Origin of the sequence: Microbacterium sp. K36 (assembly GCF_004794355.1) — a bacterium.
Lineage (GTDB): Bacteria > Actinomycetota > Actinomycetes > Actinomycetales > Microbacteriaceae > Microbacterium > Microbacterium paraoxydans_D.
Genome location: NZ_SSDN01000080.1, coordinates 1 through 23,799, shown reverse-complemented (window position 1 = coordinate 23,799; position 23,799 = coordinate 1). Strand labels below are relative to the sequence as shown.

General features: G+C 70.4%; 29 protein-coding genes and 2 tRNA genes. 8 read left to right on the top strand and 23 right to left on the bottom strand.

The features are described 5' to 3' along the window. The first annotated feature begins 54 nt into the window (after positions 1 to 54). Together DW296_RS09675 and DW296_RS09670 are read left to right on the top strand one after the other, a co-directional pair. Positions 55 to 1,419: a polysaccharide biosynthesis tyrosine autokinase gene (locus tag DW296_RS09675; RefSeq protein ID WP_136052054.1), complete on the top strand. Its 1,365-nt coding sequence runs from the start codon at positions 55 to 57 to the stop codon at positions 1,417 to 1,419. 103 nt (positions 1,420 to 1,522) lie between these two features. Further along, positions 1,523 to 2,986 (top strand): polysaccharide biosynthesis tyrosine autokinase, encoded by a 1,464-nt coding sequence (locus tag DW296_RS09670; RefSeq protein ID WP_136052053.1) that lies wholly within the window; start codon positions 1,523 to 1,525, stop codon positions 2,984 to 2,986. A gap of 19 nt (positions 2,987 to 3,005) precedes the next feature. Here DW296_RS09670 and DW296_RS09665 read toward each other — a convergent pair whose 3' ends face one another. Further along, positions 3,006 to 3,452 carry a GtrA family protein gene (locus tag DW296_RS09665; protein WP_136052052.1) on the bottom strand — a complete coding sequence of 149 codons (447 nt, stop codon included), beginning with the start codon at positions 3,450 to 3,452 and terminating at the stop codon, positions 3,006 to 3,008. 54 nt (positions 3,453 to 3,506) lie between these two features. Between DW296_RS09665 and DW296_RS09660 the strand changes: the two genes are divergently transcribed. Both DW296_RS09660 and DW296_RS09655 read left to right on the top strand, forming a co-directional pair. Further along, a complete protein-coding gene (locus DW296_RS09660) occupies positions 3,507 to 4,292 on the top strand; it encodes a glycosyltransferase family 2 protein (protein ID WP_136052051.1) in 786 nt (261 codons plus the stop codon). Beyond that, positions 4,223 to 5,740 carry a hypothetical protein gene (locus tag DW296_RS09655; protein WP_168429013.1) on the top strand — a complete coding sequence of 506 codons (1,518 nt, stop codon included), beginning with the start codon at positions 4,223 to 4,225 and terminating at the stop codon, positions 5,738 to 5,740. The genes DW296_RS09660 and DW296_RS09655 overlap by 70 nt, the downstream gene beginning before the upstream one ends. Before the next feature lie 69 nt (positions 5,741 to 5,809). Here the strand turns inward: DW296_RS09655 and glmM are convergent, their stop codons facing one another. The 7 genes from glmM to DW296_RS09620 form a co-directional block, all read right to left on the bottom strand. Further along, positions 5,810 to 7,168 (bottom strand): phosphoglucosamine mutase, encoded by a 1,359-nt coding sequence (gene glmM, locus DW296_RS09650; protein ID WP_136052049.1) that lies wholly within the window; start codon positions 7,166 to 7,168, stop codon positions 5,810 to 5,812. 14 nt (positions 7,169 to 7,182) lie between these two features. Next, a complete protein-coding gene (rpsI, locus tag DW296_RS09645) occupies positions 7,183 to 7,668 on the bottom strand; it encodes a 30S ribosomal protein S9 (protein ID WP_025104384.1) in 486 nt (161 codons plus the stop codon). Between the two features lie 26 nt (positions 7,669 to 7,694). After that, positions 7,695 to 8,141 carry a 50S ribosomal protein L13 gene (gene rplM / locus DW296_RS09640; RefSeq protein WP_071327520.1) on the bottom strand — a complete coding sequence of 149 codons (447 nt, stop codon included), beginning with the start codon at positions 8,139 to 8,141 and terminating at the stop codon, positions 7,695 to 7,697. Positions 8,142 to 8,335: 194 nt separating this feature from the next. After that, on the bottom strand, positions 8,336 to 9,004 hold the full coding sequence (locus DW296_RS09635; protein ID WP_136052048.1) for an endonuclease/exonuclease/phosphatase family protein: 669 nt from the start codon (positions 9,002 to 9,004) through the stop codon (positions 8,336 to 8,338). A 53-nt stretch (positions 9,005 to 9,057) separates the two neighbouring features. Then, on the bottom strand, positions 9,058 to 9,906 hold the full coding sequence (truA, locus tag DW296_RS09630) for a tRNA pseudouridine(38-40) synthase TruA (protein WP_136052047.1): 849 nt from the start codon (positions 9,904 to 9,906) through the stop codon (positions 9,058 to 9,060). A 38-nt stretch (positions 9,907 to 9,944) separates the two neighbouring features. Beyond that, on the bottom strand, positions 9,945 to 11,483 hold the full coding sequence (locus tag DW296_RS09625) for an APC family permease (protein WP_136052046.1): 1,539 nt from the start codon (positions 11,481 to 11,483) through the stop codon (positions 9,945 to 9,947). Between the two features lie 98 nt (positions 11,484 to 11,581). After that, the gene (locus DW296_RS09620; protein WP_136052045.1) at positions 11,582 to 11,947 is read right to left on the bottom strand and encodes a winged helix-turn-helix transcriptional regulator; all 366 of its coding nucleotides are present in this window, start codon (positions 11,945 to 11,947) and stop codon (positions 11,582 to 11,584) included. A gap of 93 nt (positions 11,948 to 12,040) precedes the next feature. Here DW296_RS09620 and DW296_RS09615 point away from each other — a divergent pair, with 93 nt between their 5' ends. Beyond that, positions 12,041 to 12,886 carry an SDR family oxidoreductase gene (locus DW296_RS09615; RefSeq protein ID WP_136052044.1) on the top strand — a complete coding sequence of 282 codons (846 nt, stop codon included), beginning with the start codon at positions 12,041 to 12,043 and terminating at the stop codon, positions 12,884 to 12,886. Between the two features lie 17 nt (positions 12,887 to 12,903). Here DW296_RS09615 and DW296_RS09610 read toward each other — a convergent pair whose 3' ends face one another. From DW296_RS09610 to DW296_RS09575, 9 genes are all read right to left on the bottom strand, one after another. Continuing rightward, a complete protein-coding gene (locus DW296_RS09610) occupies positions 12,904 to 13,293 on the bottom strand; it encodes a hypothetical protein (RefSeq protein WP_240743053.1) in 390 nt (129 codons plus the stop codon). Then, positions 13,290 to 13,892: an Asp23/Gls24 family envelope stress response protein gene (locus DW296_RS09605; protein WP_136052043.1), complete on the bottom strand. Its 603-nt coding sequence runs from the start codon at positions 13,890 to 13,892 to the stop codon at positions 13,290 to 13,292. Before DW296_RS09605 ends, DW296_RS09610 begins: the two co-directional genes overlap by 4 nt. Further along, entirely contained in the window at positions 13,889 to 14,455 is a 567-nt protein-coding gene (locus DW296_RS09600; protein ID WP_136052042.1) for an RNA polymerase sigma factor, read from the bottom strand. The genes DW296_RS09605 and DW296_RS09600 overlap by 4 nt, the downstream gene beginning before the upstream one ends. A gap of 117 nt (positions 14,456 to 14,572) precedes the next feature. Then, complete coding sequence (locus tag DW296_RS09595) at positions 14,573 to 14,746, bottom strand: CsbD family protein (protein WP_025104394.1); 174 nt, start codon at positions 14,744 to 14,746, stop codon at positions 14,573 to 14,575. 14 nt (positions 14,747 to 14,760) lie between these two features. Next, positions 14,761 to 15,459: a hypothetical protein gene (locus DW296_RS16470; protein WP_168429012.1), complete on the bottom strand. Its 699-nt coding sequence runs from the start codon at positions 15,457 to 15,459 to the stop codon at positions 14,761 to 14,763. Beyond that, a complete protein-coding gene (locus tag DW296_RS16465; RefSeq protein WP_168429011.1) occupies positions 15,456 to 16,022 on the bottom strand; it encodes a hypothetical protein in 567 nt (188 codons plus the stop codon). Before DW296_RS16465 ends, DW296_RS16470 begins: the two co-directional genes overlap by 4 nt. Then, complete coding sequence (locus DW296_RS09585) at positions 16,019 to 16,360, bottom strand: hypothetical protein (protein WP_136052040.1); 342 nt, start codon at positions 16,358 to 16,360, stop codon at positions 16,019 to 16,021. Before DW296_RS09585 ends, DW296_RS16465 begins: the two co-directional genes overlap by 4 nt. Then, complete coding sequence (locus DW296_RS09580) at positions 16,357 to 16,548, bottom strand: DUF2273 domain-containing protein (protein ID WP_025104398.1); 192 nt, start codon at positions 16,546 to 16,548, stop codon at positions 16,357 to 16,359. Before DW296_RS09580 ends, DW296_RS09585 begins: the two co-directional genes overlap by 4 nt. Then, positions 16,545 to 16,982, bottom strand: coding sequence for an Asp23/Gls24 family envelope stress response protein (locus DW296_RS09575; protein ID WP_025104399.1), 438 nt, complete (start codon positions 16,980 to 16,982; stop codon positions 16,545 to 16,547). The genes DW296_RS09580 and DW296_RS09575 overlap by 4 nt, the downstream gene beginning before the upstream one ends. A gap of 175 nt (positions 16,983 to 17,157) precedes the next feature. Here DW296_RS09575 and DW296_RS09570 point away from each other — a divergent pair, with 175 nt between their 5' ends. Further along, positions 17,158 to 17,769, top strand: a complete 612-nt coding sequence (locus DW296_RS09570; RefSeq protein ID WP_136052039.1) for a TetR family transcriptional regulator — start codon at positions 17,158 to 17,160, stop codon at positions 17,767 to 17,769. Next, positions 17,769 to 19,436: an MDR family MFS transporter gene (locus DW296_RS09565; RefSeq protein ID WP_136052038.1), complete on the top strand. Its 1,668-nt coding sequence runs from the start codon at positions 17,769 to 17,771 to the stop codon at positions 19,434 to 19,436. The genes DW296_RS09570 and DW296_RS09565 overlap by 1 nt, the downstream gene beginning before the upstream one ends. 6 nt (positions 19,437 to 19,442) lie before the next feature. Here DW296_RS09565 and DW296_RS16460 read toward each other — a convergent pair whose 3' ends face one another. Next, the gene (locus DW296_RS16460) at positions 19,443 to 19,601 is read right to left on the bottom strand and encodes a hypothetical protein (RefSeq protein WP_168429010.1); all 159 of its coding nucleotides are present in this window, start codon (positions 19,599 to 19,601) and stop codon (positions 19,443 to 19,445) included. Between the two features lie 158 nt (positions 19,602 to 19,759). Here DW296_RS16460 and DW296_RS09560 point away from each other — a divergent pair, with 158 nt between their 5' ends. After that, positions 19,760 to 20,584: a CPBP family glutamic-type intramembrane protease gene (locus DW296_RS09560; RefSeq protein WP_136052037.1), complete on the top strand. Its 825-nt coding sequence runs from the start codon at positions 19,760 to 19,762 to the stop codon at positions 20,582 to 20,584. A gap of 9 nt (positions 20,585 to 20,593) precedes the next feature. Here the strand turns inward: DW296_RS09560 and DW296_RS09555 are convergent, their stop codons facing one another. From DW296_RS09555 to DW296_RS09535, 5 genes are all read right to left on the bottom strand, one after another. Then, positions 20,594 to 21,073, bottom strand: a complete 480-nt coding sequence (locus tag DW296_RS09555) for a hypothetical protein (RefSeq protein ID WP_136052036.1) — start codon at positions 21,071 to 21,073, stop codon at positions 20,594 to 20,596. A gap of 156 nt (positions 21,074 to 21,229) precedes the next feature. After that, a tRNA-Met gene (locus tag DW296_RS09550) sits at positions 21,230 to 21,303 on the bottom strand. A 32-nt stretch (positions 21,304 to 21,335) separates the two neighbouring features. Further along, positions 21,336 to 21,407: transfer RNA gene (locus DW296_RS09545), tRNA-Thr, on the bottom strand. 68 nt (positions 21,408 to 21,475) lie between these two features. Further along, the gene (locus DW296_RS09540; RefSeq protein WP_240743052.1) at positions 21,476 to 22,627 is read right to left on the bottom strand and encodes a M23 family metallopeptidase; all 1,152 of its coding nucleotides are present in this window, start codon (positions 22,625 to 22,627) and stop codon (positions 21,476 to 21,478) included. A gap of 239 nt (positions 22,628 to 22,866) precedes the next feature. Further along, the gene (locus DW296_RS09535) at positions 22,867 to 23,661 is read right to left on the bottom strand and encodes an inositol monophosphatase family protein (protein WP_136052077.1); all 795 of its coding nucleotides are present in this window, start codon (positions 23,659 to 23,661) and stop codon (positions 22,867 to 22,869) included. Positions 23,662 to 23,799 lie beyond the last annotated feature (138 nt).

Here is a 23,799-nt window from a genome sequence, read left to right as displayed (position 1 = left end):
CGGTAGTCTCAAGAGAACATACCGCCGATCCGGCCTGACCATGCGGGGAGACCGATGCAGCTCCAGGACTATCTCCGGATCGTCCGACGGCAGATCGTCGTCATCCTCTCCGGCCTGCTCATCGGGGTCTCGGTGGGCGCGGTGGTGGCGATGCTCACCCCGCAGCGCTACGAGGCGTCGACACAGGTGATGGTCACCGTGCAGCTCTCCGAGACGGCCTCCCCGACCGAGCGTGCGCAGGCCACCGGCTACGCCACCCAGATCGTGCAGACCTACCGCGACGTCGTCACGACCTCGCTCGTGCTCGACCGCGTGGTCGACGACCTCGGCCTCTCCGCGTCGCCGTCGGAGATCGCCGCGGGTACGACGGTCTCCTCGGAGCTGAACAGCTCGATCCTGACCATCCAGGTCGGTGACACGAATCCCGGTCAGGCCGCCAGGATCGCGAACGGCATCGCGGAGAGCTTCACCGCCGTCGTGGCCGACACGCTCGAGAACCGCGGCCAGGAGACCCCGTTCTCGATCCGCGTCGTCACCCTGCAGGCGGCCCAGGTGCCAACGACGCCCGTCGCGCCGAACATGCCGCTGTCGTTGGCGATCGGCGCGGTCGTGGGCCTCGGCCTCGGCCTGGCAGCGGCCCTCCTCCGGTCGGTGCTCGATCAGCGTGTGCGCACGCAAGCCGACGTGGAGGCCGCCGTGCCCGCTCCCCTCCTCGGCCGCATCCCGTTCGACACCGATACGGAGGAGCGGCCGCTCGCGATCAGCTCCGCGCCGCAGAGCGCACGCGCCGAGGCCTACCGTGCCCTCCGCACGAACGTGCACTTCCTGTTCCGCGAGAACCGCGGCGTCTTCGTCATCACGAGCTCCGGCCCGGGAGAGGGCAAGTCGACCACGGCGGCCAACCTCGCCCTCGCCTTCGCCGATGCGGGGCATCGCGTGGCCCTCATCGATGCGGACCTGCGGCTCCCCCGCGTGGCCGAGTACTTCGGGATCGAGGGTGGGGTCGGCCTCAGCGACGTCCTGGTCGGGCGCGTCCGACTCAACGACGTCATCCAGCGGTGGGGCCGCAGCGCGTTGTTCGTGCTGCCCGCCGGCACCGTGCCTCCGAACCCGGCCGAGCTGCTCGGCTCATCGGCGATGGAGGAGCTCGTGCAGGCGGCCTCCGCCGCGTTCGACGTGGTCATCATCGACGCACCGCCCCTGCTCCTCGTGACGGACGCCGCTGTCATCGCCCGGATGACCACGGGAGCGATCCTCGTCGCCGCGTCGGGGAGCACTCCGTCCGGGCGCCTGTCGGCCGCCGCCAAGAGCATCGAAGCAGTCGGCGCACCGGTGCTCGGGACCGTCCTCACGAAGGCTCCGTTCGCCCGGCGAGACGCCGCCGTGCAGGCCGCCACGGCGGCCGGAACTCCGCGATGACGCCGACGCGAGGCGTGACGCCTGCTTTTTGTGAGAATATCGGGATTTGACTCTGCGGCTCACCGATGAGCGGGAGCTGCCCAGCAACAGAAAGAACTGCCGCGTGGAACTTCGCGACTATGTGCGCATCCTGCACCGCAACTGGATCATGATCCTGATCCTGCTCGTCCTCGGCGTCGTGGGCGGTGCCGGATACGCGGCGCTGCAGCAGCCCACCTACGTCGCCTCGACGCAGCTGTACGTGTCGGTGCGGACCGAGGGCGCCGCCACCGGCGACCTCGTGCAGGGCACGACGTTCGCGCGGCAGATGGTGACCAGCTACGTCGACGTCGTGGGCACGGCCCTCGTGCTCGACCCGGTCATCGAGGAACTGGATCTCGACGAGACCGTCTCGAGCCTCGGCCGCAACGTGACCGCCACGACACCGTTAAACACCGTCCTCATCGATGTCAGCGTGACCGACGACAACGCAGCCAGAGCCGCGGAGATCGCCGACGCCGTGGCCGCCAGCTTCCAGAACGCGGTGCAGAACACCCTGGAGCAGCCGGCCGCCGAGGGTGCGGTCAGCCCCGTGCAGATCACCGTGACCGAGCCGGCCGCGGTCCCCACCTCCCCGGTGAGCCCCAACACGCGCATGCTCATCCTGCTCGGCGGCGTCATCGGCCTCGCCTTGGGTGTCGGCATCGCCATGCTGCGCACGGTGCTGGACAACCGCATCCACACCCTGCATGACATCGAGGCGCTCACCGACCGACCGGTGCTCGGCGGCATCGCCTTCGACCCGGAGGCACCGAAGCGTCCGTTGATCGTGCACGCCGATCCGCGGAGTCCCCGCGCGGAGTCCTTCCGGAGCCTGCGGACGAACCTGCAGTTCCTGAACCTCGACAGCGGACCGCGCATCTTCGTCGTGTCCAGCGCGGGCCCCGGCGAGGGCAAGTCGACCACGACCGCGAACCTGGCGATCGCCCTCGCGGAGACCGGCGCGCGCGTCGCCCTCCTCGACGGCGACCTCCGCCTCCCCCGTGTCGCCGACTACATGGGCCTCGAGGGTGGCGCCGGTCTCACCGATGTGCTGATCGGCCGGCTGGATGTGGCAGACGCCCTCCAGAAGTGGGGTCGCAACGACCTCTACGTCCTCCCCAGCGGACAGGTTCCGCCGAACCCCAGCGAGCTGCTCGGTTCGTCGGCGATGGATGACGTGCTCCAGGCGCTGGGCGAGTACTTCGACTACGTCCTGATCGACGCCCCGCCGCTGCTCCTGGTGACCGACGCGGCGGTCCTCGGTACCAAGACGCGCGGTGTCATCCTCGCCGCCGCGTCGGGGAAGACCAAGAAGCAGGAGCTCTCCGGCGCGGTCCGTGCCCTCGAGAACGCCGGCGTGCAGATGCTGGGCGTCGTGGTGACCATGCTCCCGACCAAGGGACCGGACAGCTACGGCTACGGGGCGTACACTTACGGCTCGACCCACGAGCTCGACGGCACCCCCTCCACGAAGGCCACCGCGAAGCTCGGACGCCGCTGGGGCAAGAAGAACGCCCCGAAGAAGCGCACGACCGCCCGTGCCTGACGCCGACCCCGTCGGCCGCTCAGGCCTTCGGCGACGCGACCCGGAAGACGATCGAGTGGTAGAGCACGAAGCGCAGCAGCACGACGATGACGATGCTGACGAGATTCACGGCGTTGACGGCCACGGCGCCCGGCGTACGGCCGAGGATGCCGCCGACCGCTTCGACACCGACCCACACGAGCGCCGCGCCGAGCGCGGTGCACACGGCGTTGGTCGCGAGGAACAGACCGACTTCCGCGACCCGTCCTCGACGATCGCGGTGGCGGAAGGTCCACTCCCGGTTGCCGATGTAGGCGTTGATGAGGGCGACGAGCGAAGCGACGATCTTCGCGGCGACGACGTCCCACCCCCACGCATAGACGAGAAGGTTGAAGACACCGACCTCGATCAGGGTGCTCAGCGCCCCGACCACGAGGAAGCGGCTGCCCACGCCGGCGAGGCGACGCAGTCGGGAGGGAGGATTCATGGCTCAACTAGGCTACTGGCTGACACCTCCGCACCCCGCCACCGCAAGGACTCCGTGACTCTCCGCCACCTCGCCGTCGTCATGCCCGCCTACAACGAGGTGGAGGGCATCCGAGGCTTCATCGACGAGATCCGGTCCGCGGTCGCTCCGCTGGCCGACGAGGTCTCGTTCCACATCGCCGACGACCGCTCGACGGACGCCACGGCCGTCCAGTTCGACGACGTCGACGATGCCACCGTCGTGGTGCAGCCGGCCAACCGCGGCCACGGTCCGACCGCTCTCGCGGCCTATCGCGCCGGTCTCGCCGCTGACCCGGACGCGCTCGTGCACGTCGACGGCGACGGCCAGTTCCACGGGGCCGACTTCCCGCGGCTGCTGCGCGCGCTCACCGGCGAGCAGGCCGACGTCGTGCACGGCGTGCGAGACGGACGCACCGATCCCTGGTACCGCAAGACGCTCACCGGCGCGGTCGGCCTCCTCATCGCGGTCGCAGCGGGTCGCCGCATCCCGGACGTCAACACGCCGCTGCGCGCCTACCGACCTGAGGCGCTGCGTGTCCTGGTCGAGGCGGTGCCCGCGGACGCGACGGTGCCGCACGTGCACTTCTCGCTCGCCGAGGCCCGCGGCGGGTTCCGCGTGCGGTACGTCCGGGTGGCCAGCATCCCGCGCCGCGGCGCATCCAGCACCGGCACCATGTGGGGCCGCGGCGGCGGACTCCCGTTGCCGCCGAAGCGCCTGCGCGTCTTCGTGCGCTCCGCGCTCACCGAGGCATGGTTGCTCTCGCTGCGTCCGTCCGCTCCGCTCCGCGCCGTCCGTCGTCCGGAGCCCGTACGGCGATGATGCGGCTGCGCACGGCCCTCTTCTGGGCGGCGGCCGCCGCCCTCGTGATCGGCCACGTCGTCCTTGCCTGGCACAGCCTCACGGTGGCCCGTTTCTGGGAGGACGAGGCGTTCAACCTGACCGTGCCCCGCAACCTCCTCGCCGGGCTCGGGTACGCCAGTGACGGCGCCCTGTCCGGCTCGACCATCACGCCGTTCGACCCCCGTATCTCCACAGGCCCGGTCGTCCTCCTCCCCGTGGCGGCGCTCCTGGCGACCGGCATGGACCCCGTGCTCGCCGGCCGGCTCGTCCCGCTCGCGTTCTGGGGGCTGCTCCTCGCTGGACTCGCCGTTCTCGGGCGGCGCATCGGCGGACGCTGGGCGGCGCTTCTCGCCGTCGGCGTCCCGCTGGCGTTCACGGCGAGCGCCGGCGTCTCTCCCCTCCAGGGGCCGGCCGACCTGTTGGGTGAGATCCCTGCGGCGGCGCTGCTGGTCTGGGCTCTCGCCGTGCTTCCGCGGCGTGCCTGGCTCGCGGGGCTTCTCGTCGGACTCGCGGTGCAGGCCAAGCTCATCGCCGCGCTCGCGCTCCCCGCTTTCGCTGTCGCGCTGTGGGTCCTCGCGGAAGGCCACGGCTGGGCGCGGATCCGTGGCACGCTGCGGAGCTCCTGGCTCCCGCTGCTCTTCTCGGCGGTGCCCACGGCGCTCTTCGAACTGGGGGCACTCCTGGCTCTCGGCCCGGCGGGGTTCGTGGATCATCTGCGCGCGTTCGTCCGGTTCGTGCGCAGCGGCGGCCAGACGGATGCCGCCACGACCGTGCTGGACAAGCTCGGCACCCTGGCCGAGTCCTGGTCGCTGCCGCCGGTCGTCGCGCTCCTGGGCGCCGTCCTCACCCTCGCGCTCGTGGCACTCGGGGTCGCCCGTCGCTGGCGGACCGCGACGGAGGAGGAACGCGTGGTCATCGCCTACGCTCTCGCCGCCGTCGTCGGCGCCCTCGCCTTCGTGGCGTGGTGGGCGACCGCGTCGCGGCTGCCGCTCTGGGTCCGTCATCCCGCGCCCGGGATCCTCGCCTTCTTCCCGGTCCTCGCCGCCGTCGCTGTGTGGGCGGTCGCCCGGCTGCCGGAGCGAGGCGCGTGGCGGGTCGGCGGGACCGTGGCGGCGGCCCTGATCGGAGCGATCGTCGCGACGGGGGCGGCGCTGCACGTCGCGGACACCGTCTCGTCCCGCGGACTGACGCTCGCCGAGCAGCGGGCCGATGTCGAGCCGCTGCGGGCCTGGGTCGAGGAGAACGACGTCGAATGGGTGGCGGCGGAACGCTGGGGCTGGGCGGTGCCCCTGGTGGTGCTCACCGGTGCGCATCTCGGTCTGCAGGATGCACCGTCGATGACCGAGGCGCCGCGTCTCGCCCTCGACGACTGCGGCACCGCGACGCTGGTCTCGGGCGCGACGAGCCGCCTCTGCGCGGCCCGCTGAACCCGAGCCCTCCGGAGACGACGAACCGGCCGGCCGCCGAGGCGACCGACCGGTTCGGAGACGACAGTCCTAGAGCGCGAGGCGCTCCTGCACGACGGCCGCGAGACGCTCTGCGTAGGCCCGGGCCGACTCGGAGTCGGCGGCCTCGACCATCACCCGCACGAGCGGCTCAGTACCGGACTTGCGCAGCAGCACGCGCCCGGTGTCGCCGAGCTCGGCCTCGACATCACGCACCGCCTGCTGCACGACCTCGTCCTCGGCGACGCGATCCTTGTCGACGTCGCGGACGTTGATCAGCAGCTGCGGGTAGACCGTCATGACCGATGCGAGCTCCGCGAGGGACTTGCCCTGTCGCGCCATCTCGGCCACCAGGTGAAGTCCCGTGAGCAGGCCGTCGCCGGTGGTCGCATACTCGCTCATGATGACGTGGCCGGACTGCTCGCCGCCGAGCGCGTACCCGCCCTCGTTCATGTCCTCGAGCACGTAACGGTCCCCGACGGCGGTCTGGCGCACCGTGATGCCGTGCTCGCGCATCGCGACGTGTAGACCGAGGTTGCTCATGACCGTCGCGACGAGCGTGTCGTCGGTGAGGCGTCCGCGCTCCTTCATCGACAGAGCCAGGATCGCCATGATCTGATCGCCGTCCACGACGTTGCCCTGCGCGTCGACCGCGAGACAGCGATCAGCGTCGCCGTCGTGCGCGATGCCCACGTCGGCGCCGAGCCGGACGACGGCTTCGGCGAGGTTGTCGAGGTGCGTGGAGCCGACACCGTCGTTGATGTTCCAGCCGTCGGGCTCGGCACCGATCACGGTGACCTCGGCGCCGGCGTCGCGGAACGTCTCAGGAGAGACTCCGGAAGCGGCACCGTGGGCGCAGTCGAGCACGACGTGGACGCCCTCGAGACGGTGCGGCAGCGAGCCGAGCAGGTGGACGACGTAGCGGTCCTCCGCATCGGAGAAGCGGTCGATGCGACCGACGCCGGCGCCGGTCGGGCGCAGCATCTCGCCGTGCATGGCCTCTTCGATGCGCTGCTCGACCACGTCGGGGAGCTTGCGTCCGCCACGGGCGAAGATCTTGATCCCGTTGTCGGGCGCCGCGTTGTGCGACGCGGAGATCATCACGCCGAAGTCCGCATCGCGATCCGCGACGAGGAACGCCAGAGCGGGCGTGGGGATGACTCCGGCCTCGAGGACGTCGACCCCCGAGGAGGCGAGGCCCGCGGCGACCGCAGCGGTCAGGAAGTGCCCGGAGACCCGCGGGTCACGGGCGACGACGGCGGTGAGTCGCTTGCCTTCGGCCTTGCGAGCCTCCGCCGTACGGCCCTGGCCCAGGACGACAGCAGTCGCCTGGGCCAGGGTGAGCGCCAGGTCGGCGGTGAGGATGCCATTGGCGAGTCCTCGCACGCCGTCCGTGCCAAAGATCGGCATCGGAGCAGTGGACCTTAACGCTTCGAGTACTGAGGCGCCTTACGGGCCTTCTTGAGTCCGGCCTTCTTGCGCTCCTTGACGCGGGCGTCGCGCGAGAGGAAGCCGGCCTTCTTCAGGGTCGGACGGTTGTTCTCCGCGTCGATGCCGTTGAGGGCACGCGCGATGCCGAGACGCAGGGCGCCGGCCTGGCCGGAGTCGCCACCACCCGAGATGCGGGCGATCACGTCGTAGGCACCGGCGAGGTTCAGCGCGGTGAACGGGTCGTTGATGAGCTGCTGGTGCAGCTTGTTCGGGAAGTAGTCCTCGAGCGTACGGCCGTTGACCGTGATGGTGCCCGAGCCGGGAACCAGACGCACGCGGGCGATGGCCTGCTTGCGACGGCCGACAGCGGCGCCGGGGACGCTCAGCACGGGGCGGGGAGCCGCCTCGACCGCGTCGGTCTCCGGGGTCGACGTCGAGAAGTTCTGGAGGTTTTCGGTGGAGTCCTGGATGTCAGCCACGAGTATGTCCTTAGTCTGTACGGCGCTTACTGGGCGACCTGGTCGAGGGTGTACGGCTGGGGCTGCTGCGCGGCGTGCGGGTGCTCGGCACCGACGTACACCTTGAGCTTCGACAGCTGCTGGCGGCCCAGGCTGTTCTTCGGGAGCATGCCGCGGATGGCCTTCTCCACAGCGCGGACCGGGTTCTTCTCGAGGAGCTCGGCGTAGCTGACGGCCTTGAGGCCGCCCGGGTAGCCGGAGTGGCGGTACGCCATCTTCTTCTGGAGCTTCTGACCCGTGAGCGCGACCTTCTCGGCGTTCACGATGATGACGAAGTCACCCGAGTCGATGTGGTTGGCGAAGGTCGGCTTGTGCTTGCCACGCAGGAGCGTCGCCGCGTGCGAAGCCAGACGGCCGAGAACGACGTCGGTGGCGTCGATGACGACCCAGTCGCGCTGGACTTCGCCAGCCTTGGGGGTGTAAGTGCGCGTCACGATAGTGCTGCTTTCTTGTCGAACGGAGGTGTTCGTGAATCCCACTCCGGGGTGGTTCTTCCCGACGGGGAGGAACACGCCAGTGGAGGGCTCACGTTCGGATGTGCATCTTCCCCGCAGGCAGGGAAGGGCACCAAAGAGTCAGCATACGCCACCGGAACGGCATTCCCAAACCGACCAGGGGCCGATGGGCGTCAGTTCGGGCGGACGGTCACGAGGATCGGGCGGTGATCGCTGGAACGCTGCGGGAGCGTCGTGATGCGTTCGATCTCGAAGCCGGACGAGGTCGCGAAGTCGTAGTGCCCACGGAAGACCCGGTAGCGGGTGTACGTGTGGTCGTCGCTGAGGGACAGGGCGTAGCCCTGATCGCGGACCGCCTGCCCCAGGTTCTCCTTGAACACGGGGTAGTTGTAGTCCCCCACCATGAGCTGCGGCAGCCCCTCGCCCAGCGTCGCGAGCTCGGCGAGCGCGGCGCGGATCTGGTGCCGGCGCAAGGAGTTCAGGGCGGTCAGGGGCGCGGCATGGAAGGACGCCACGATGAACTCTCCGCCGTCGTCGATGTCGCGCAGGCGGGCACCGAGGACGCGCTCGTGCGCGGGTTTGGCGATGCGATCGTGCAGCGACTTCTTCAGGCCGAGGGTGCGGATGCCGAGCAGGCGGTAGGTGCTCTCGCGATAGAAGAGGGCGAGGCCGAGCCTGTTGCCCTGCGTCGCGTCCGCCAGCACGAGACCGCCGATCCGATCCGGAAGCTCCGGGACGTCGCACTCCTGGAGGCAGAGGATGTCGGGATCATGCTCATCGACGAGCGCCGCGAGCTCGCCGGCGGCGCGGTGCTTGCGCAGGTTGTAGGAGATGACCTTCATGATCGTCCCCACGCTACCCGCCCCATCTGTGCCCCGGCTCCCGATCCCGGCGATCAGTCGCTCTCGCGGTCGCGTCGGGCCCTGGTCTGCGCGGCCCTGGCCGCCAGCAGCTCGTCGGCCGGATACCCGACCTCGGTGAGCGTGAGACCGCGGGCGGCGAGGACCTTGAACTCGCTCGTCCGCGTCAACGCATCGCGGAGCACGACGAGGTCGTCCACATCGAGTCGCCCCTCCCCCACGGCGGCGCACGCGCCGACCAGCGCCCGCACCATGCTGTGGCAGAACGCGTCCGCCTTCACCTCGGCCACGAGCACGCCCTCCGCATCCCGCTGCCACCGGTAGTCGAGCAGCGTCCGGATGGTCGTGGCCTCCTCGCGCGGCTTGCAGTAGGCCGCGAAGTCGTGCAGACCGATGAGGGTCCGGGCGGCGGCGTCCATCGCCTCCGCATCCAGCCGGCCCCGGATCGTCGTGGTGTCCAGCCGTCGCAGCGGGTCGTAGCCGGCGAGGTCGTCGGCGAGCCGGTAGCGATAGCGGCGCCAGACGGCGGAGAAGCGCGCATCGAAGCCCTCGGGGGCGAGGGAGGAGCGCACGACCGTCACGTCGGGGTAGGCGCCGAGCACCCCGCGCATCCGCGCCGCGATGCTGCCCGCCGGATCCTCGGCGGCGCGACCGTGTCGCGCCTGGATCCGCGCCCACTGCGCCTCGTCGAGATCGACGTGCGCGACCTGTCCGCTCGCATGCACACCGGCGTCCGTGCGCCCGGCGACGACGAACCTCACCGCGGAGCCGACGATCCGGGCGAGCGCCGCCTCCAGCGTGCCCTGCACCGTGCGGAGCGTCGGCTGCGTCGCCCACCCCCGGAAATGGGTGCCGTCGTAGGCGATGTCGAGCCGGATGCGCACGAGGCCAGCCTAGGACAGCCTCGCGCGCACCCTGCGCCTCAGATGCCGCCGTCGACCGAACGGATCATCGCGCCCGGGTCCTCGGGCACCATCACCTCGGTCTCCCGGTTCAGGCTCTCGCCCCGGAAGAACCGCTTCGACCGCGGGAAGAGGTACCAGAGGAACATCAGGACCAGACCGATCGCCAGCGACCCGATGCCGATCACGAACGTGCCGCCGATGCCGAAGAGCACGGTGTAGCCGTAGTCAACGTCCCACATGTCGATCGCCGACTGCACGAACGCCCCGGTCAGCAGCAGCGCTCCGAGCAGCGGGAAGATGCCCTTGAAGAACAGGTCGCGGGTCGAGCGGCGCAGGTCGGCGCGGAAGTACCAGACGCAGGCGAACCCGGTGATGGCGTAGTAGAACGCGATCGCGAGGCCGAGCGAGAGGATCGAGTCCTGCAGGATGTTGTCGCTGATCAGGGTCATGCCGATGTAGTAGAGGGAGGCGACGACGCCCATGACGATCGTCGAGAACGACGGCGTCTTGTAGACGGGGTGCACGTCCTTGAACTTCGCCGGGAGCGCCCGGTACACGCCCATCGCGAGCGTGCCGCGGGCCGTCGGGAGGATGGTGGTCTGGGTGGACGAGATCGCCGAGATTATGACCGCGACCACCAGCACCCAGCCGAACGGTCCGAGCAGGCCGTCCTTGATGGCCAGGAAGAAGTCGTCGGCGTTGGCCTCGTTGCCGAGGCCCGTGCCGTCCTCGCCGAGGCCCGCGTACATCATCGCGGCGATCGTCACCGCGACGTACGTCACCAGGAGGATGACGCAGGTGAGCACCGCGGCCCGGCCGGGGATGCGCTTCGGGTCTTTCGTCTCCTCGTTGAGGGCGAGGCAGGTGTCCCACCCCCAGTAGATGAAGAGCGCGAGGAGGATCGCCTCCGTGAAGCCCGACCAGTCGGTGAAGCCGAACGGGTTCAGCCACTCCCACGCGAACGGCGTGGCGTCCGGGGCGTCGCCCGAGAAGAACTGCCAGAGAGCGGCGACGATGAAGATCGCCAGCGCGAGGTACTGGATCGCGAGGAGCACGTTCTGGATGCGCTCGCCGATCTCGACGCCGCGCCAGCTCACCCAGGTCATCGCCGCGATGAACAGCACCGCCACCGCGACCACGCGCCAGTCGTTGTTCTCGAGGTCCTGGCCGATCAGCGACCAGAAGTACACGGAGGCGATCTGCGCGAGGTTCGCGAGCACGACCATGCCGGCGACCGCGACGCCCCAGCCGCCCATCCATCCGACCCAGGGGCCGAAGGCCTTCGTGCCCCAGGTGAAGGTGGTGCCGCAGTCGGGCACGGCGTTGTTGAGCTCGCGGTACGCGAACGCGATCAGCAGCATCGGCACGAAGGCGATGATGAAGGCGATCGGCGCCTGGGCGCCGACGGCGAGCACGACGAAGCCGAGCGTCGCGACGAGCGAGTAGACGGGGGCCGTGGAGGCGAGCCCGATGACGGTGGAACCCCACAGGCCGAGGGTGCCTGCAGCCAGGCCCTTGCCGTCGGGGCGTTCGAGGTGGATGGGCGTCGTTGCCATGTTCTGAACAGTACGGCCGGCCGCGGTATCCCGTCAATCTTTTTGTTCCGGCGACGGATTCCACGCGTCGCGTTGGGATAAGCGAAGGATTCCGTGGATCAGTCGCGCCCGAGCATTCCGTCGGCGTGCGCCGCCACCCACTCCATCAGAGGCAGCATCCGCTCCATCAGGTCACGCCCCAGCGGGGTGAGGCTGTACTCGACGTGCGGCGGCACGGTCGGCAGCGATTCGCGGTGCACCAGGCCGTCGTCGGTGAGCGTGCGCAGGGTCGACGCGAGCATCTTCTCGCTGATGCCGTCGACCTCCCGACGCAGCGCGCCCCAGCGCCGCGTGCCGTCGGAGAGGCAGGAGAGCACCAGAACGCCCCACTTGCTCATGATGTGGTCCAGGACGACGCGCGTGCCGCACCCCTGATCGAAGAGAGCGGGCTGCGAGTCCCGGATCTGCGCAAAACTCACCGTCATGTGGGTACCTTACCAAAAAGTGGGTACCCACCGGAAGGAATGCGCGGCACGGGCGCGAGGGTTGTCCCGGGAGTCAGCTACGAAAGGACTCCCATGACCATCCTCGTCACCGGTTCGACCGGTCACCTCGGCCGCCTCATCGTCGCCGCCCTGTTCGAGCGCGGCGTCGACCCGCAGGCGATCCGCGCCGGTGCGCGCGACATCGCCAAGGGCGCCGACCTCGGCGTGCCCATCGTCCGTCTCGACTACACCGACCCGGCATCGGTCGCGGCGGCGCTCCACGGCGTGGACACCGTCGTTCTCGTCTCCGGCTCGGAGGTGGGCCAGCGCGTCGCGCAGCATCAGGCGGTGATCGAGGCCGCGACGGAGGCCGGCGTGTCGAAGTTCGTCTACACGAGCGCGCCGAAGGCCACCACGAGCACCCTCGTCCTGGCCCCCGAGCACAAGGCCACGGAGGAGCTCATCGCGGCCGCGGGCCTGCCCGCGGTGATCCTCCGCAACAACTGGTACACCGAGAACTACGCCGCCGACCTCGCTCGTGCAGCGGAGACCGGCACCCTCAGCGCCGGCACCGGAGAGGGCCGCGTCGCCTCCGCCAGCCGGAAGGACTACGCCGAGGCCGCCGCCGTCGTCGCCACCGAGGACGGACACCTCGGTGCGGTCTACGAGCTCGGCGGGGATGTCGCATGGACCTACGCCGACCTCGCCGCCGCGATGACCGAGGTGACGGGCCGCGAGGTCGTGTTCGTCCCTCTCTCCGCCGACGAGCAGCTCGCCGCGCTCCGCGCCGCCGGTCTCGATGAGGGCACCGCCGAGTTCGTCGTCGCCCTCGACGCCGGCATCCGCGACGGCGCCCTCGCGGACACCGATGGCACCCTCCGCCGCCTCATCGGCCGCCCGACGACCCCGCTCGTCGAGGGCCTCCGCGCCCTGGTGTGACCCGAGGAGCGCCGCCGTCACGGACGGCGGCGCTCCCCCGGCGCCGGCTCCACGGCGCTCTGCACGTAGGCGACGGTGAGCGTGATGCTCCCGCGGCGCAAGCCCTCCGCACGCAGCACCGCGTCCACGGCGTCACGGGCATGCCGCAGCGTCGCGACGCTGCGCGCCCGCCCGTCGACGCCGATCGCCGCCTCCACCGCCACGCCGTCCGCTCCGGCGGCGACGGACACGATCGGCTCGGCTCCGCGCTCGTTTCCCCATGCCGACGCGCCCGCACGCAGGAGGTTGGAGACGAGGGAGCCCGATCGGTACACGCCGCGCACCCCGGAGCAGGCGCGCAGCGCCGCCTCGATCCGGAGCGCGAGACGCGCGCGCTCCTCCTTCGACAGCTCGGTGCCGGTCATCATGCTCCCTCCCTGACGTCGGTGATCGCGACATCGATCGCCGCGATCTGCAGGTCGGTATGACGACGCAGCCGGTCCTCCACCTCCGCGCGCAGGCGGTCGGCGACGCGGCGGAGCGGGTCGCCGAGGCGCACGCTCACGTCGATCGCCACGCGCACGGGCGCTCCGGGCTCGGTGACGTCGCCGTCCAGCCGGCACCGGCCGACCAGCACGCCGGGCACGGCCTCTTCCGCGGCCCGGACCAGTCCGCGGACAGCGCCCTCGGTGATGGCCAGGTCCACGTCGGGCTCATCGGAGGCGAAGGGGATGCGACGTCCCGCCTGGGCGTCCATGGCGATGCCGCTGAGGATCCGGTCCACCCAGCTCTCGTCCGCGGGCGGTGCGGACGCAGCGTCCTCGTCCATCAGCGCGGTGCCGAGACCCCGCAGTCTCTCCAGGGCATCGAGGGCGAGCTGGCACCCCGGAGACTCCTCGATCGCAGGGTTCCTCGGAGTTCGTCCGGCGTCCAGGTAGTCGCCGAGCTCCTCGATGGTGTGCCCGTCGAGATCGGCGGGCTCCAGGCCGAGGCGGCGCAGCGGATCGTGCTCGTGGTGGTCGGTCATCGCCACGCCTCCATCCGTGTGATCAGGGATCGTCGCGCACGGGACAGCAGTCCGCGCACCGTGCTGACGGGGATGCCGAGTTCGTCGGCGATCTCCTCGTAGCTGTAGCCGCCCAGCTCCCGCAGCACCCAACACTCGCGCTGGGCCTCCGGGAGCTCGCGCAGGGCCGCACCGAGGGCCGCCACGCCCGCTCTCGCCTCGACGATCGCGTCGGGCGCGGTCTGCGGCGGTGCCGGACGGTCGAGGTCGTCCACGTCGAGGGCGGGCCGCGTCCGGCGCAGGCGATCCACCGCCTTGCGACTCACGATCCGCATGAGCCAGCTCTTGACCTTCGCCGGGTCCTCCAACTCGTCGAACCGCTGCCATGCGGTCACGAACGCGTCCTGCACGATGTCGTCGACCTCCGCCGACGCGTTGAGCATCCGCTGCGTGTACGCCCTCATCATCGGCGTGTACCTGCGCACGAGCACCGCGAACGCGGCGACGTCGCCGTCCATCGCACGACCGGCGACGATGCGGTCCCCGGCCTGCTCCAGCGCCTCGCCCCAGCGATCGGCTGCCATTCCCCCACCCCTCGTTCACGGTTCCCCAGGCGTTCGGAGCCCGCGCCGGATCGGATCGAGGCGACCCGACGCGCGCAGGCGGAGGAGACGCCCCTCCGGGCGTCTCCTCCCCTTCCGTCACTTGGTGAACGTGTCCTTGACATCCTCGGCCGCGTTCCTGACGTCGCCCTTCGCCTGCTCGGCTTTGCCCTCGGCGACGAGCTTGTCGTTGTTGGTGACCTCGCCGACGACCTCCTTGGCCTTGCCGGCCACCTTCTCGGCTGCGGCCTTGATCTTGTCCTCCGCGCTCATGGCGCCTCCTTTCCTCACACGACCCCGACGGTCGGGGTCGACGTCCGTGCGGCATTCCGCTCGTGCGGTGCCGTCGTCTGCGTGGCCGCGAGCGAGCGGCGCATCCGCTGCCGCGACCGGAAGAGCTCTCGCCACCCGCGGTCGGCGATGTGCACGACGAGCGGCATCCGCGTCCCCGTGACGGCGTCCCACTCCTGCACGACGGCGTCGGCGGCGGCGAGCACCTGCCCCAGGGCCGCGCCGGGGCGCGGCGTCACCACGAGACCGAGGGCGGTCTCGCGACCGACCTTCCGGCTCGTCACCCGGGCCGCGAGCACATCCGGTCGGTCGGCGAGCGGCGCCGCGAGCAGCTCCTCCGCCACACTCCGGTCGACGGTGGTCGTTCCTCCTCCGCCGACGAGGCGGAGGACAGTGCGTTCCCGTCGCGGCCGGCGGGTGAGCAGGAAGGCCACGAGCAGGACCACCAGCAGGGCGGAAGCGGCGATCCCCACGATCGCCCACAGCGGCACGAAGCCCACGCCGGGAATGTCGAGGCCCCATGCCCCCGACCACGCCACGAGGCCCTCGGCCTGCGCGAGCGCATCCTCGACCCGCGACGGGAGCATGCCCGTGCCCCGCAGCCCCGCGGCCAGGAGGACGATACCCCCGCTCAGAAGCAATGCCGCTCCCCCGAGGAGGACCGCGCGGTTCGCCGCCGTCCCTGACGACGTCATGCGATCACTCCTTCCCGTGCCACCTGCACCCGCGGCGAGAGCCGGAAGCCGACCTCGTCCAGCACCTGGGCCGCTGCCTCCTCGGCGGCAGCCGCATCCACCGGCACCCCACTCGTCGGAGTGACCCGGATCAGCGCCGCGCGTCGGGCCACGGTCACGCTCACCTGCCCGCGCGGCACCCCGATCCGGCGCGCGACGCCGTCCGCGATGGCGTCGGCGAGAACGCCGTCGTCGATCACGAGCGCTGCCCGTGTGTCCAGACGTGTGCGGCGCGCACGCCGGCCCGGAAGCACAACGAGAGCGACGAGGAGCAACGCCAGGAGGAGAAGCACGACCCCGAACGCGATCAGGGCCGGCGGCGTCTGCACGACCGCCGCGACGGGCGCGAACCAGGCGGCGGCCTGCCTGCGGAACCCGTCGTCGAGGATCCACGCGACCACCCCGACCAGCAACAGGACGAGCACCAGGGTCATCACCACGGCCAGCGCGATCGCCGGGCCCCGGCGCGTCGCCCTCGCCTCTCGGCGGAGAAGCCGCCGGGGTGTCGCGGTGTTCGTCGTCATGCCACTCTCCTCTCCGTCTCGCGTCGGACGCCGGCGAAGCGCACATCCACTGCTCCCACGTGACGCGCTGCCAGGTCGCGCATCCCCTGCACCACGGCGTCGCGGACGGCGTCCGCCCGTGCGTTCACGGGGTCGGTGCCCTGACGGGTCAGCACGACCGGAACCTCCACCGACACCCGCAGGTCGCCGCGGCGGTCCGCGAGCAGCACGCTCACGTCTTCGGCGCCGACCCGCATGGCGTCCCGGACGATCCCGACCGCGAGGCGGTGCAGCGCCCGGGCCTCGACGACCGTGGCCCCCGCCACGGCCGTCGGCCCGTCCGTCACTGCGACGCTCATGAGGACGATCGCCGCCCGCGCACCACGTCGGCGAGCGCCCGCACGTCCAGGCGACCGTCGACGATGCGGCCGACGACGGCGCCGACGAGCATCGCGAGGGTGACGAGCAGGAACGCCCAGAACCCCCAGACGATCCAGGTCAGCGCGAGCACCGTCGCCGCAGCTCCGCCGATCACCGAGGCGTTCACTGGACTCGCGCCTCCGGAGCCTCGTCGTCGTCCTCGGAGGGGATGTGCACGTCGTTGACGGTCACGTTCACCTCGGCGACCTCCATGCCCACCAGCTCCACCATGGCCCGGTGGATCGCGGCCCGCACCTGGTCGGCCACCTTCTGCAGGGACACGGGGTACTCCGCCACGATCGTCACGTCGACGGCCACCTGCGTCTCGCCCACCTCGACGCTGATCCCCTGCGCGAGGTCGGTCGTGTTGAGGGCGTCGCGGATGGCGCCCATCATGCGTGCGGCGCCGCCGCCGAGCGCGTAGACCCCGTCCACCTCTCGTGCCGCGATGCCGGCGATCTTCGCGACCACCGCATCCTCGATCGTGGTCTTCCCCGCCGCCCCCTGCGACGCCGGAACGACCTGAGCCTTGGGCTGGGTGCCCCCAGTCACGTTCGCCATCTCGAGCTCCTTCATCCGTGTGACCACGCGGTTCCCGCGCGGGCCGTGTTCTCACGACACCACTAAGACGATCGGGGAGCACAGAATGTCACAAAATTCTCCGAACGAATTTCGGCTCGCCTCTCGGCGGCAACTCTCAGTGCACTCCAAGGTTCAGAGTGCAAAGTTGCACTCTATGGAGAACAGTGCAGAATCCACCCGGGAGCAGCGCAAGCGTCGGACCACGCGCGCGCTCACCGACGCCGCGCGCCGCTTGACCACCGAGCGGGGCTTCGCGGGCTTCACGGTCGAGGAGCTGTGCGCCGACGCCGGGGTCTCGCGGCGCACGTTCTTCAACTACTTCGAGAGCAAGGAGAACGCGGTCTTCGGCTTCGCCGTCATCGACTCCCGCCAGGAGGAGCTCGAAGCGGCCTTCCTCGACCGCGAGGGCGATCTCCTGGACGACTTCGTGCAGCTCACTGTCGAGCGCTTCGCCCTCTTCGACCCCATCGAGCACGCCGCGGAGCTGTTCGCCGTCATCGAGCAGGAGCCGCGACTGCTGCGCGCGGCGTTCGAGCAGCAGGAGAAGCACGAGCGGCGCGACATCACCCTCGTCGCCCGCCGCATCGGCGCGGTGCCGGACGCGGAGCTGCGCGCCGAGGTGCTCGTCCACTCCGTCGGCGCGCTCGTGCGGTTGTGCATGGAGCAGCTGCTGCACCATCACTCCACCGAGGCGTTCGCAGACCTCATCACCCGCCGGCTGCGCCTCGCGCGCGACCTCTACTCCCCTTCACAGAAAGCCCACTGATGTCCGCCACCGCCACCGCGGATGCGCCCTTCCTCCTCACGAAGCGCCGCATCTGGATCATCTTCAGCGCCCTGATCGCGGGCATGCTGCTCGCGAGCCTCGACCAGACCATCGTGTCGACGGCGATGCCCACCATCGTCGGCCAGCTCGGCGGCGTCGACCATCAGGTCTGGATCACCACGGCCTACCTGCTCGCCACCACCATCGTCATGCCCATCTACGGCAAGTTCGGCGACGTGCTGGGCAGACGGTCGCTGTTCCTCGTCGCGATCGCCCTATTCACGCTCGCCTCGGTCGGCTGCGCGTTCGCGACGGACTTCTGGATGTTCGTCGTCTTCCGTGCCCTCCAGGGCCTCGGCGGCGGTGGCCTCATGATCCTGTCGCAGGCGATCATCGCCGACATCGTGCCCGCCAACGAGCGCGGCAAGTACATGGGTCCGCTCGGTGCGGTGTTCGGCCTCTCCGCCGTCGCCGGACCGCTCCTCGGCGGCTTCTTCGTCGACCACATGACCTGGCAGTGGGCGTTCTACATCAACATCCCAGTCGGCATCGCCGCGTTCCTCATCGCCCTCGTGGCGCTGAAGCTCCCCAGCAAGAAGGCGGAGAAGCCGATCGACATCCTCGGCGTGCTCTTCCTGTCGGCGGCCACGACCTGCCTCATCTTCTTCACCGACTTCGGCGGCGACGCCGCGTTCGGCTGGGACTCCCTCGCGACCTGGGCCTGGGGCGCCGGGCTCGTGGTGTCGGCGACGGCGTTCGTCATCACCGAGTCCCGGGTGCAGGACCCGATCATCCCGCTCAGCCTCTTCCGCAATCCGATCTTCGTGAACGCCACCGCCATCGGCCTCGTCCTCGGCATCGGCATGTTCGCGGCGATCGGCTTCGTCCCGACGTTCCTGCAGATGTCGTCCGGAACGTCCGCCGCCGCGTCGGGGCTGCTGATGATCCCGATGATGGTGGGCCTCATGGGGACCTCGATCTTCTCCGGCATCGCGATCTCGAAGACCGGGAAGTACAAGATCTACCCGATCCTCGGCACCATCATCACCGGCATCGCGATGGTCGCCATGACCACCCTGTCGGCGGAGACGCCGATCTGGCTGATCTGCGCGTTCCTGTTCGTCTTCGGCGCCGGGCTCGGCCTCATCATGCAGGTCGTCGTGCTCGTCGTGCAGAACGCCGTCCCGGCAGGCGAGATCGGCACCGCCACGAGCACGAACAACTACTTCCGCGAGGTCGGCGCCTCGCTGGGGACCGCGGTGTTCGGCACGATCTTCACCACGCGGCTGACGGAGAACCTCCTCGGTGTGTTCGCCGGCGCCGGGGCGTCTCCAGAGGCCGCGTCCGAGGCCGCGTCCACAATCGACCCCGCCACGCTGAACAGCCTCCCGGACGAGGTGCGCGACGGCATCGTCACGGCATACGCGGACGCGCTCGCCCCCGTGTTCTGGTACCTCGTGCCCTTCATCGCACTCGCCCTGATCCTGTCGCTCTTCCTCAAGCAGATCCCGCTGTCGGATCAGGCCGGGCTCGTGGCCCGCGGTGAGGCGATCAGCGGCGAGGAGGCCGAACGTCTGGAGGCCGAGCAACGCGCCGGAGGGCGGGTCGACGCCGAACGCGCGGACGCCGAGCCGGGAGAGGCCGGCTCGGCGCCCAGGGGCAGGTAGCCCGCGCTAGGGGAGGTCGGCGACGTCGACGTCGTCGTCCTCCCCGCCGCCCGTCGCCGGAAGCTCGTCGGGCTCGGGGTCGTGGTCGGTGGTGACGAAGTCGGGGTCGACGCCGATGGCCTCGATCTCCTCCTGGTTGTCCTGGCTGTTCGACGTGTCGGACATGGCGCCTCCTGACGTTGGGGATCCGGACGGCCAGTCTGGGCGGGCGGACTGCCGGGACCGAGGGGGTTGACACGGCGTGTCGTCGGGCACTTTCGCCGAGTCCGGCACCCGGCCACCAGACTGGAGCCGTCCGCCCCTTCCCCCTCCGAGGAGCACCCGTGACCGACGCCGCACCACACCGTTCCGCCTGGCAGCACTTCTGGGATCGCGGAGGCTGGTGGCGCGCCCTCCTGCTCGCCGCGGTGTACTACGGGCTCTATCAGCTGTTCTCGCTCGCCTTCCTCCCGCTGGCCGATCAGGTCGACGACCCGGCCAGCGCAGCGGGCGTCCTCGTCTACGACGTCCTGCCGATCCTCGTCGGTGGCCTCCTGCTGGTCGCGTTCATCGCCTCGGTCGGGTGGTGGCGACCGATCTTCGGGCGCCAGCCCATCCGGGGAGCGGGATGGATGTGGATCGCCATCGTCGCCGTCCTGCTGTTCAACGTTCTCCGCTTCCTCACGATCGACTACGGCAGCGTCGGGGTGGACGTGGTGGCGACGTGGTTGCTCGCCGGCCTCGCCATCGGCTTCGCGGAGGAGGTCCTCACGCGCGGCCTCGTCGTGAAGATGATGCGGGACGCGGGGGCACGCGAGCTCGTCGTCGCCGTGGTCTCGTCCGCCGTCTTCGCCGGGCTGCATTCGGGGAACCTGCTGACCGGTCAGGATCTGTTGCCGACCCTCTTCCAGCTCGTCTACACCTTCGCGTTCGGCATCTGCATGTACCTCGCGCTCCGCGTCACCCGGACCATCGTCGCCCCGATCCTGCTGCACGCCAGCACCGACCCGAGCATCTTCCTGCAGACGCTGCACCCCGCCGAGGGCGGGCTGACGGCGTTCGCAGCTCTGGGGAACATCGTCGTGGTCGTCGTGGGTCTCGTGCTGATGATCTTCATCCGCGGGCGGGTCGGAGCCTCCGCCCCCGACACCTTCGCTCGGCAGCGCTGACCGCCCGGATCACACCGCGCGCCAGACCGCGTGGGTGCCGACGGCCGCAATCCCGAAGACCAGCACGGCCACCCGGTGGGCATCGCCGACGGCCAGGGCCGCGTCGGAGGCACCGATGAGATCGTCGGCCACGCCGGCCACCATCGTCCGGGATACGGCGGCATCGTCCATCTCGGCCACGCCGTCCGCGAGCCATCCCCTGACGAGTCGAAGGGATGTCGGCCCGAGTTCGACCCCGAGAGGGACAGCAGGACAGCTCAGCACGTCGGCGACGGTCACACCGTGCCGCAGCAGCCCGGCGAGTGCTCCGGCGAGGGCGCCGGTCAGCAACGCGCGCCCGTAGCCTTCGGCGACCAGCACGTCCCAGGACTCGTGCGGTGCGAGTGTTTCGAGCCCGAGGGAATGACCGCGCCCGTCCGCGACGGCTTCCTCCAGGGCACGCCGGGCGTCCCGGAACACGATGCTTGCACGGCGATCGGGCGCAGACACGACAGACCTCGTCCCTCGATGCCCGCCATCTCGGTGGCCGGCCGGGAGGCCGACGCGTCACACACTCTAGGACGCTCCGCGCGGGGCGAGGACGGTATCCCGGCACTGAGGTCGGAGACGACAAAACCCCCGGAAGGTTCCGGGGGTTTCATTCTGTAGCAGGAGCGGGGCTTGAACCCGCGACCTCACGATTATGAGTCGTGCGCTCTCACCAACTGAGCTACCCTGCCGCACGGCATCCGCATCGCAGATGCGAACTCCGAGCCCCGAGTCAGGATTGAACTGACGACCCCTTCCTTACCATGGAAGTGCTCTGCCACTGAGCTATCGGGGCGTGCTGCCCCTCGCGGGGCAACCACACGAGAATACCATCACTGTGGCGTCCTCATGAAATCGAGACGGTCACTCCTCCGAGGTGAGCGACGTGCGTCCGGCGTTCTTCTTGAGCCACGGCATCGGGTCGATGGTCGTCCCGTTCACGATGAGCTCGAAGTGCAGGTGCGCACCGTAGGAGCGGCCGGTGTTGCCGGTCTTGCCCACGATGTCCCCAACCTTGACGGTGTCGCCTGCCTTGACCTGCAGCGAGCCGTACTGCATGTGCGAGTAGTGGCTCGTGATGACGGAGCCGTCGATCACGTGGTCGATGTAGACCGTGACACCGTAAGCGGCACCCTGCTCGGTCGCGATGCGGACAGTGCCGTCCGCGATGGCCTGGATGGGTGCACCGTTGCCCGGCACGAAGTCGATGCCCTCGTGGAGGCGGCCGCTGCGCATGCCGTAGCCGTAGCTCATGCCCACACCGACGAGGAACGGCCACTGGATTGCGGCATCCGGGTCGTTGGTGAAGATCTCGCCCGAGTAGTTGATGCCCTGCTCGGCGGCGACCTCGACGAGCGACACGGTGCTGAAGTTGTCGGCGCGCGAGAGCGGCTCGTTCTGCACACCGGACGGCGCGACGAAAGCCTGGATCTCATCCTCCGCCGAGCTTGCCGCGTCGGCGGCGGCTGCACTGACGAGGGAGGTCGAAGCGAGGGAGCCACCCTGGGCGGCTGCGACAGCCTCCGCGGGAAGCGTCATGGACACGGCCAGGAGCCCGGCGAGTCCCATCGCGCCGACAGTGGCGCCCGCGGCGAGGGTCTTGCGGATGCTGCGCGTGCGGCGAGGGCCGACGGCCGCGAGGCCGGCGGTGTCGATCTTCGGCGCGGTCTGCGATGCGGTGTTCGCGGCGAAGGCCGAACGCCGGGACGTCGACGCGGTCGGGATGGAGCCGGTGGTGCGGAAGGCGCGGGATGCCCGCTCGAACGCGTCGCCCTCGGCGTCAGCTTCGGCGACGAAGGGCTCGGACGCCGGCGCGATGTCCTCGACCGGGACCGTGTCCTCGGACTTCTCGACGATCTCGGCGACGACGGGTACCGCGGGGACATCGGCGATGGCCGGCGCGGGAGCCGCAGCGATGAAGGGCTCCTCGGGTGCGGTCGGCACCGGAGGGACATCGGCCTGGCGCTGACGCGCGGCGCGACGGGACAGGGGGATGACAGCAGCGAGGGCGATCACGGTCTCCGCGTCAGCGAGGGGTGCCGTCGACCCGCTCGCCGAGGCCTCGGAGGCCGCAGTGCGAGGGCGGCTGGACCGGCGCGTGGGCGCAGCGGCAGCCTGGGGGTTCTCGAAGGGCAAAGCTAATCTCTCGGTCGTTCGTGATGCTCGGGGGCGCAATGACAACTCTCACCTTCGGGTGGTGAAAGTAACGATCGGGTAAACACTACCCCGATCCTCCTGTGAAAGCCATGGATCGGTCAGGGTTTTTCCTCATCGAGGATACCCCGGAGTCGGTCGTGCAGGGTCACGCCACCCGCGATCAGGAACGGACGCGGCGATTCCCGGTCGATCCGGCTCACCCGCCCGCCCGCCTCCTGGACGAGCAGGGCGCCCGCCGCGTGGTCCCAGGGCTTGAGCCCGCGTTCGAAGTATCCGTCCAAGCGCCCCGCCGCCACATAGGCCAGGTCCAGAGCCGCCGATCCCATGCGGCGGAGGTCGCGCGCGATCGGCATCACCCGCCGGATCGTGGCGATGTCACCGTCGTGGGTCGCCGGATCGTAGCCGAATCCGGTCGCCAGGAGCGCACCGGCGTCGGTCACCTCGGTCACCGCGAGCCGGACGCCATCCGACCAGGCGCCGTGGCCGCGCGCGGCCGTGAAGGTCTCCCCCATGACGGGCGTGTGCACGGCGGCGGCCAGCGCCTCCCATGCGTCGGGCTCGGGAGGACCGCTGACGGCCGCGATGCTGACGTTGTACGTCGGGATGCCGTAGGCGTAGTTCACCGTGCCGTCGATGGGGTCGACGACCCAGGTGATGCCGCTATCGCCGCTCGCCGCTCCCGACTCCTCCCCGAGGAAACCGTCCGCCGGCCGGGCCGCGCGCAGGCGCTCGCGGATGAGCGCCTCGACCTCGCGGTCGGCCTCGGTCACGATGTCGGCGAGCGTCGACTTGGTCGCCGCGAGCCGGACGCCCTCCCGGCGTCGGGCACGGGCGAGCGCACCCGCCTCCTCGGCGATCTCGGTCGCCAGCGCGCTGAGCTCGAGAGCGTCGATCACGGCGCCGGGTGCGAGGGTGCGGGCGGCGGCGGAGGGAAGGCCGGGGGCTCACCCTGGGTGCGCGGAGCGGGCTGCGGCGGGCTCCCATCACCCTCCTCGACGAGCCGACGAACAATCTCGACCGCGACGCCAGGG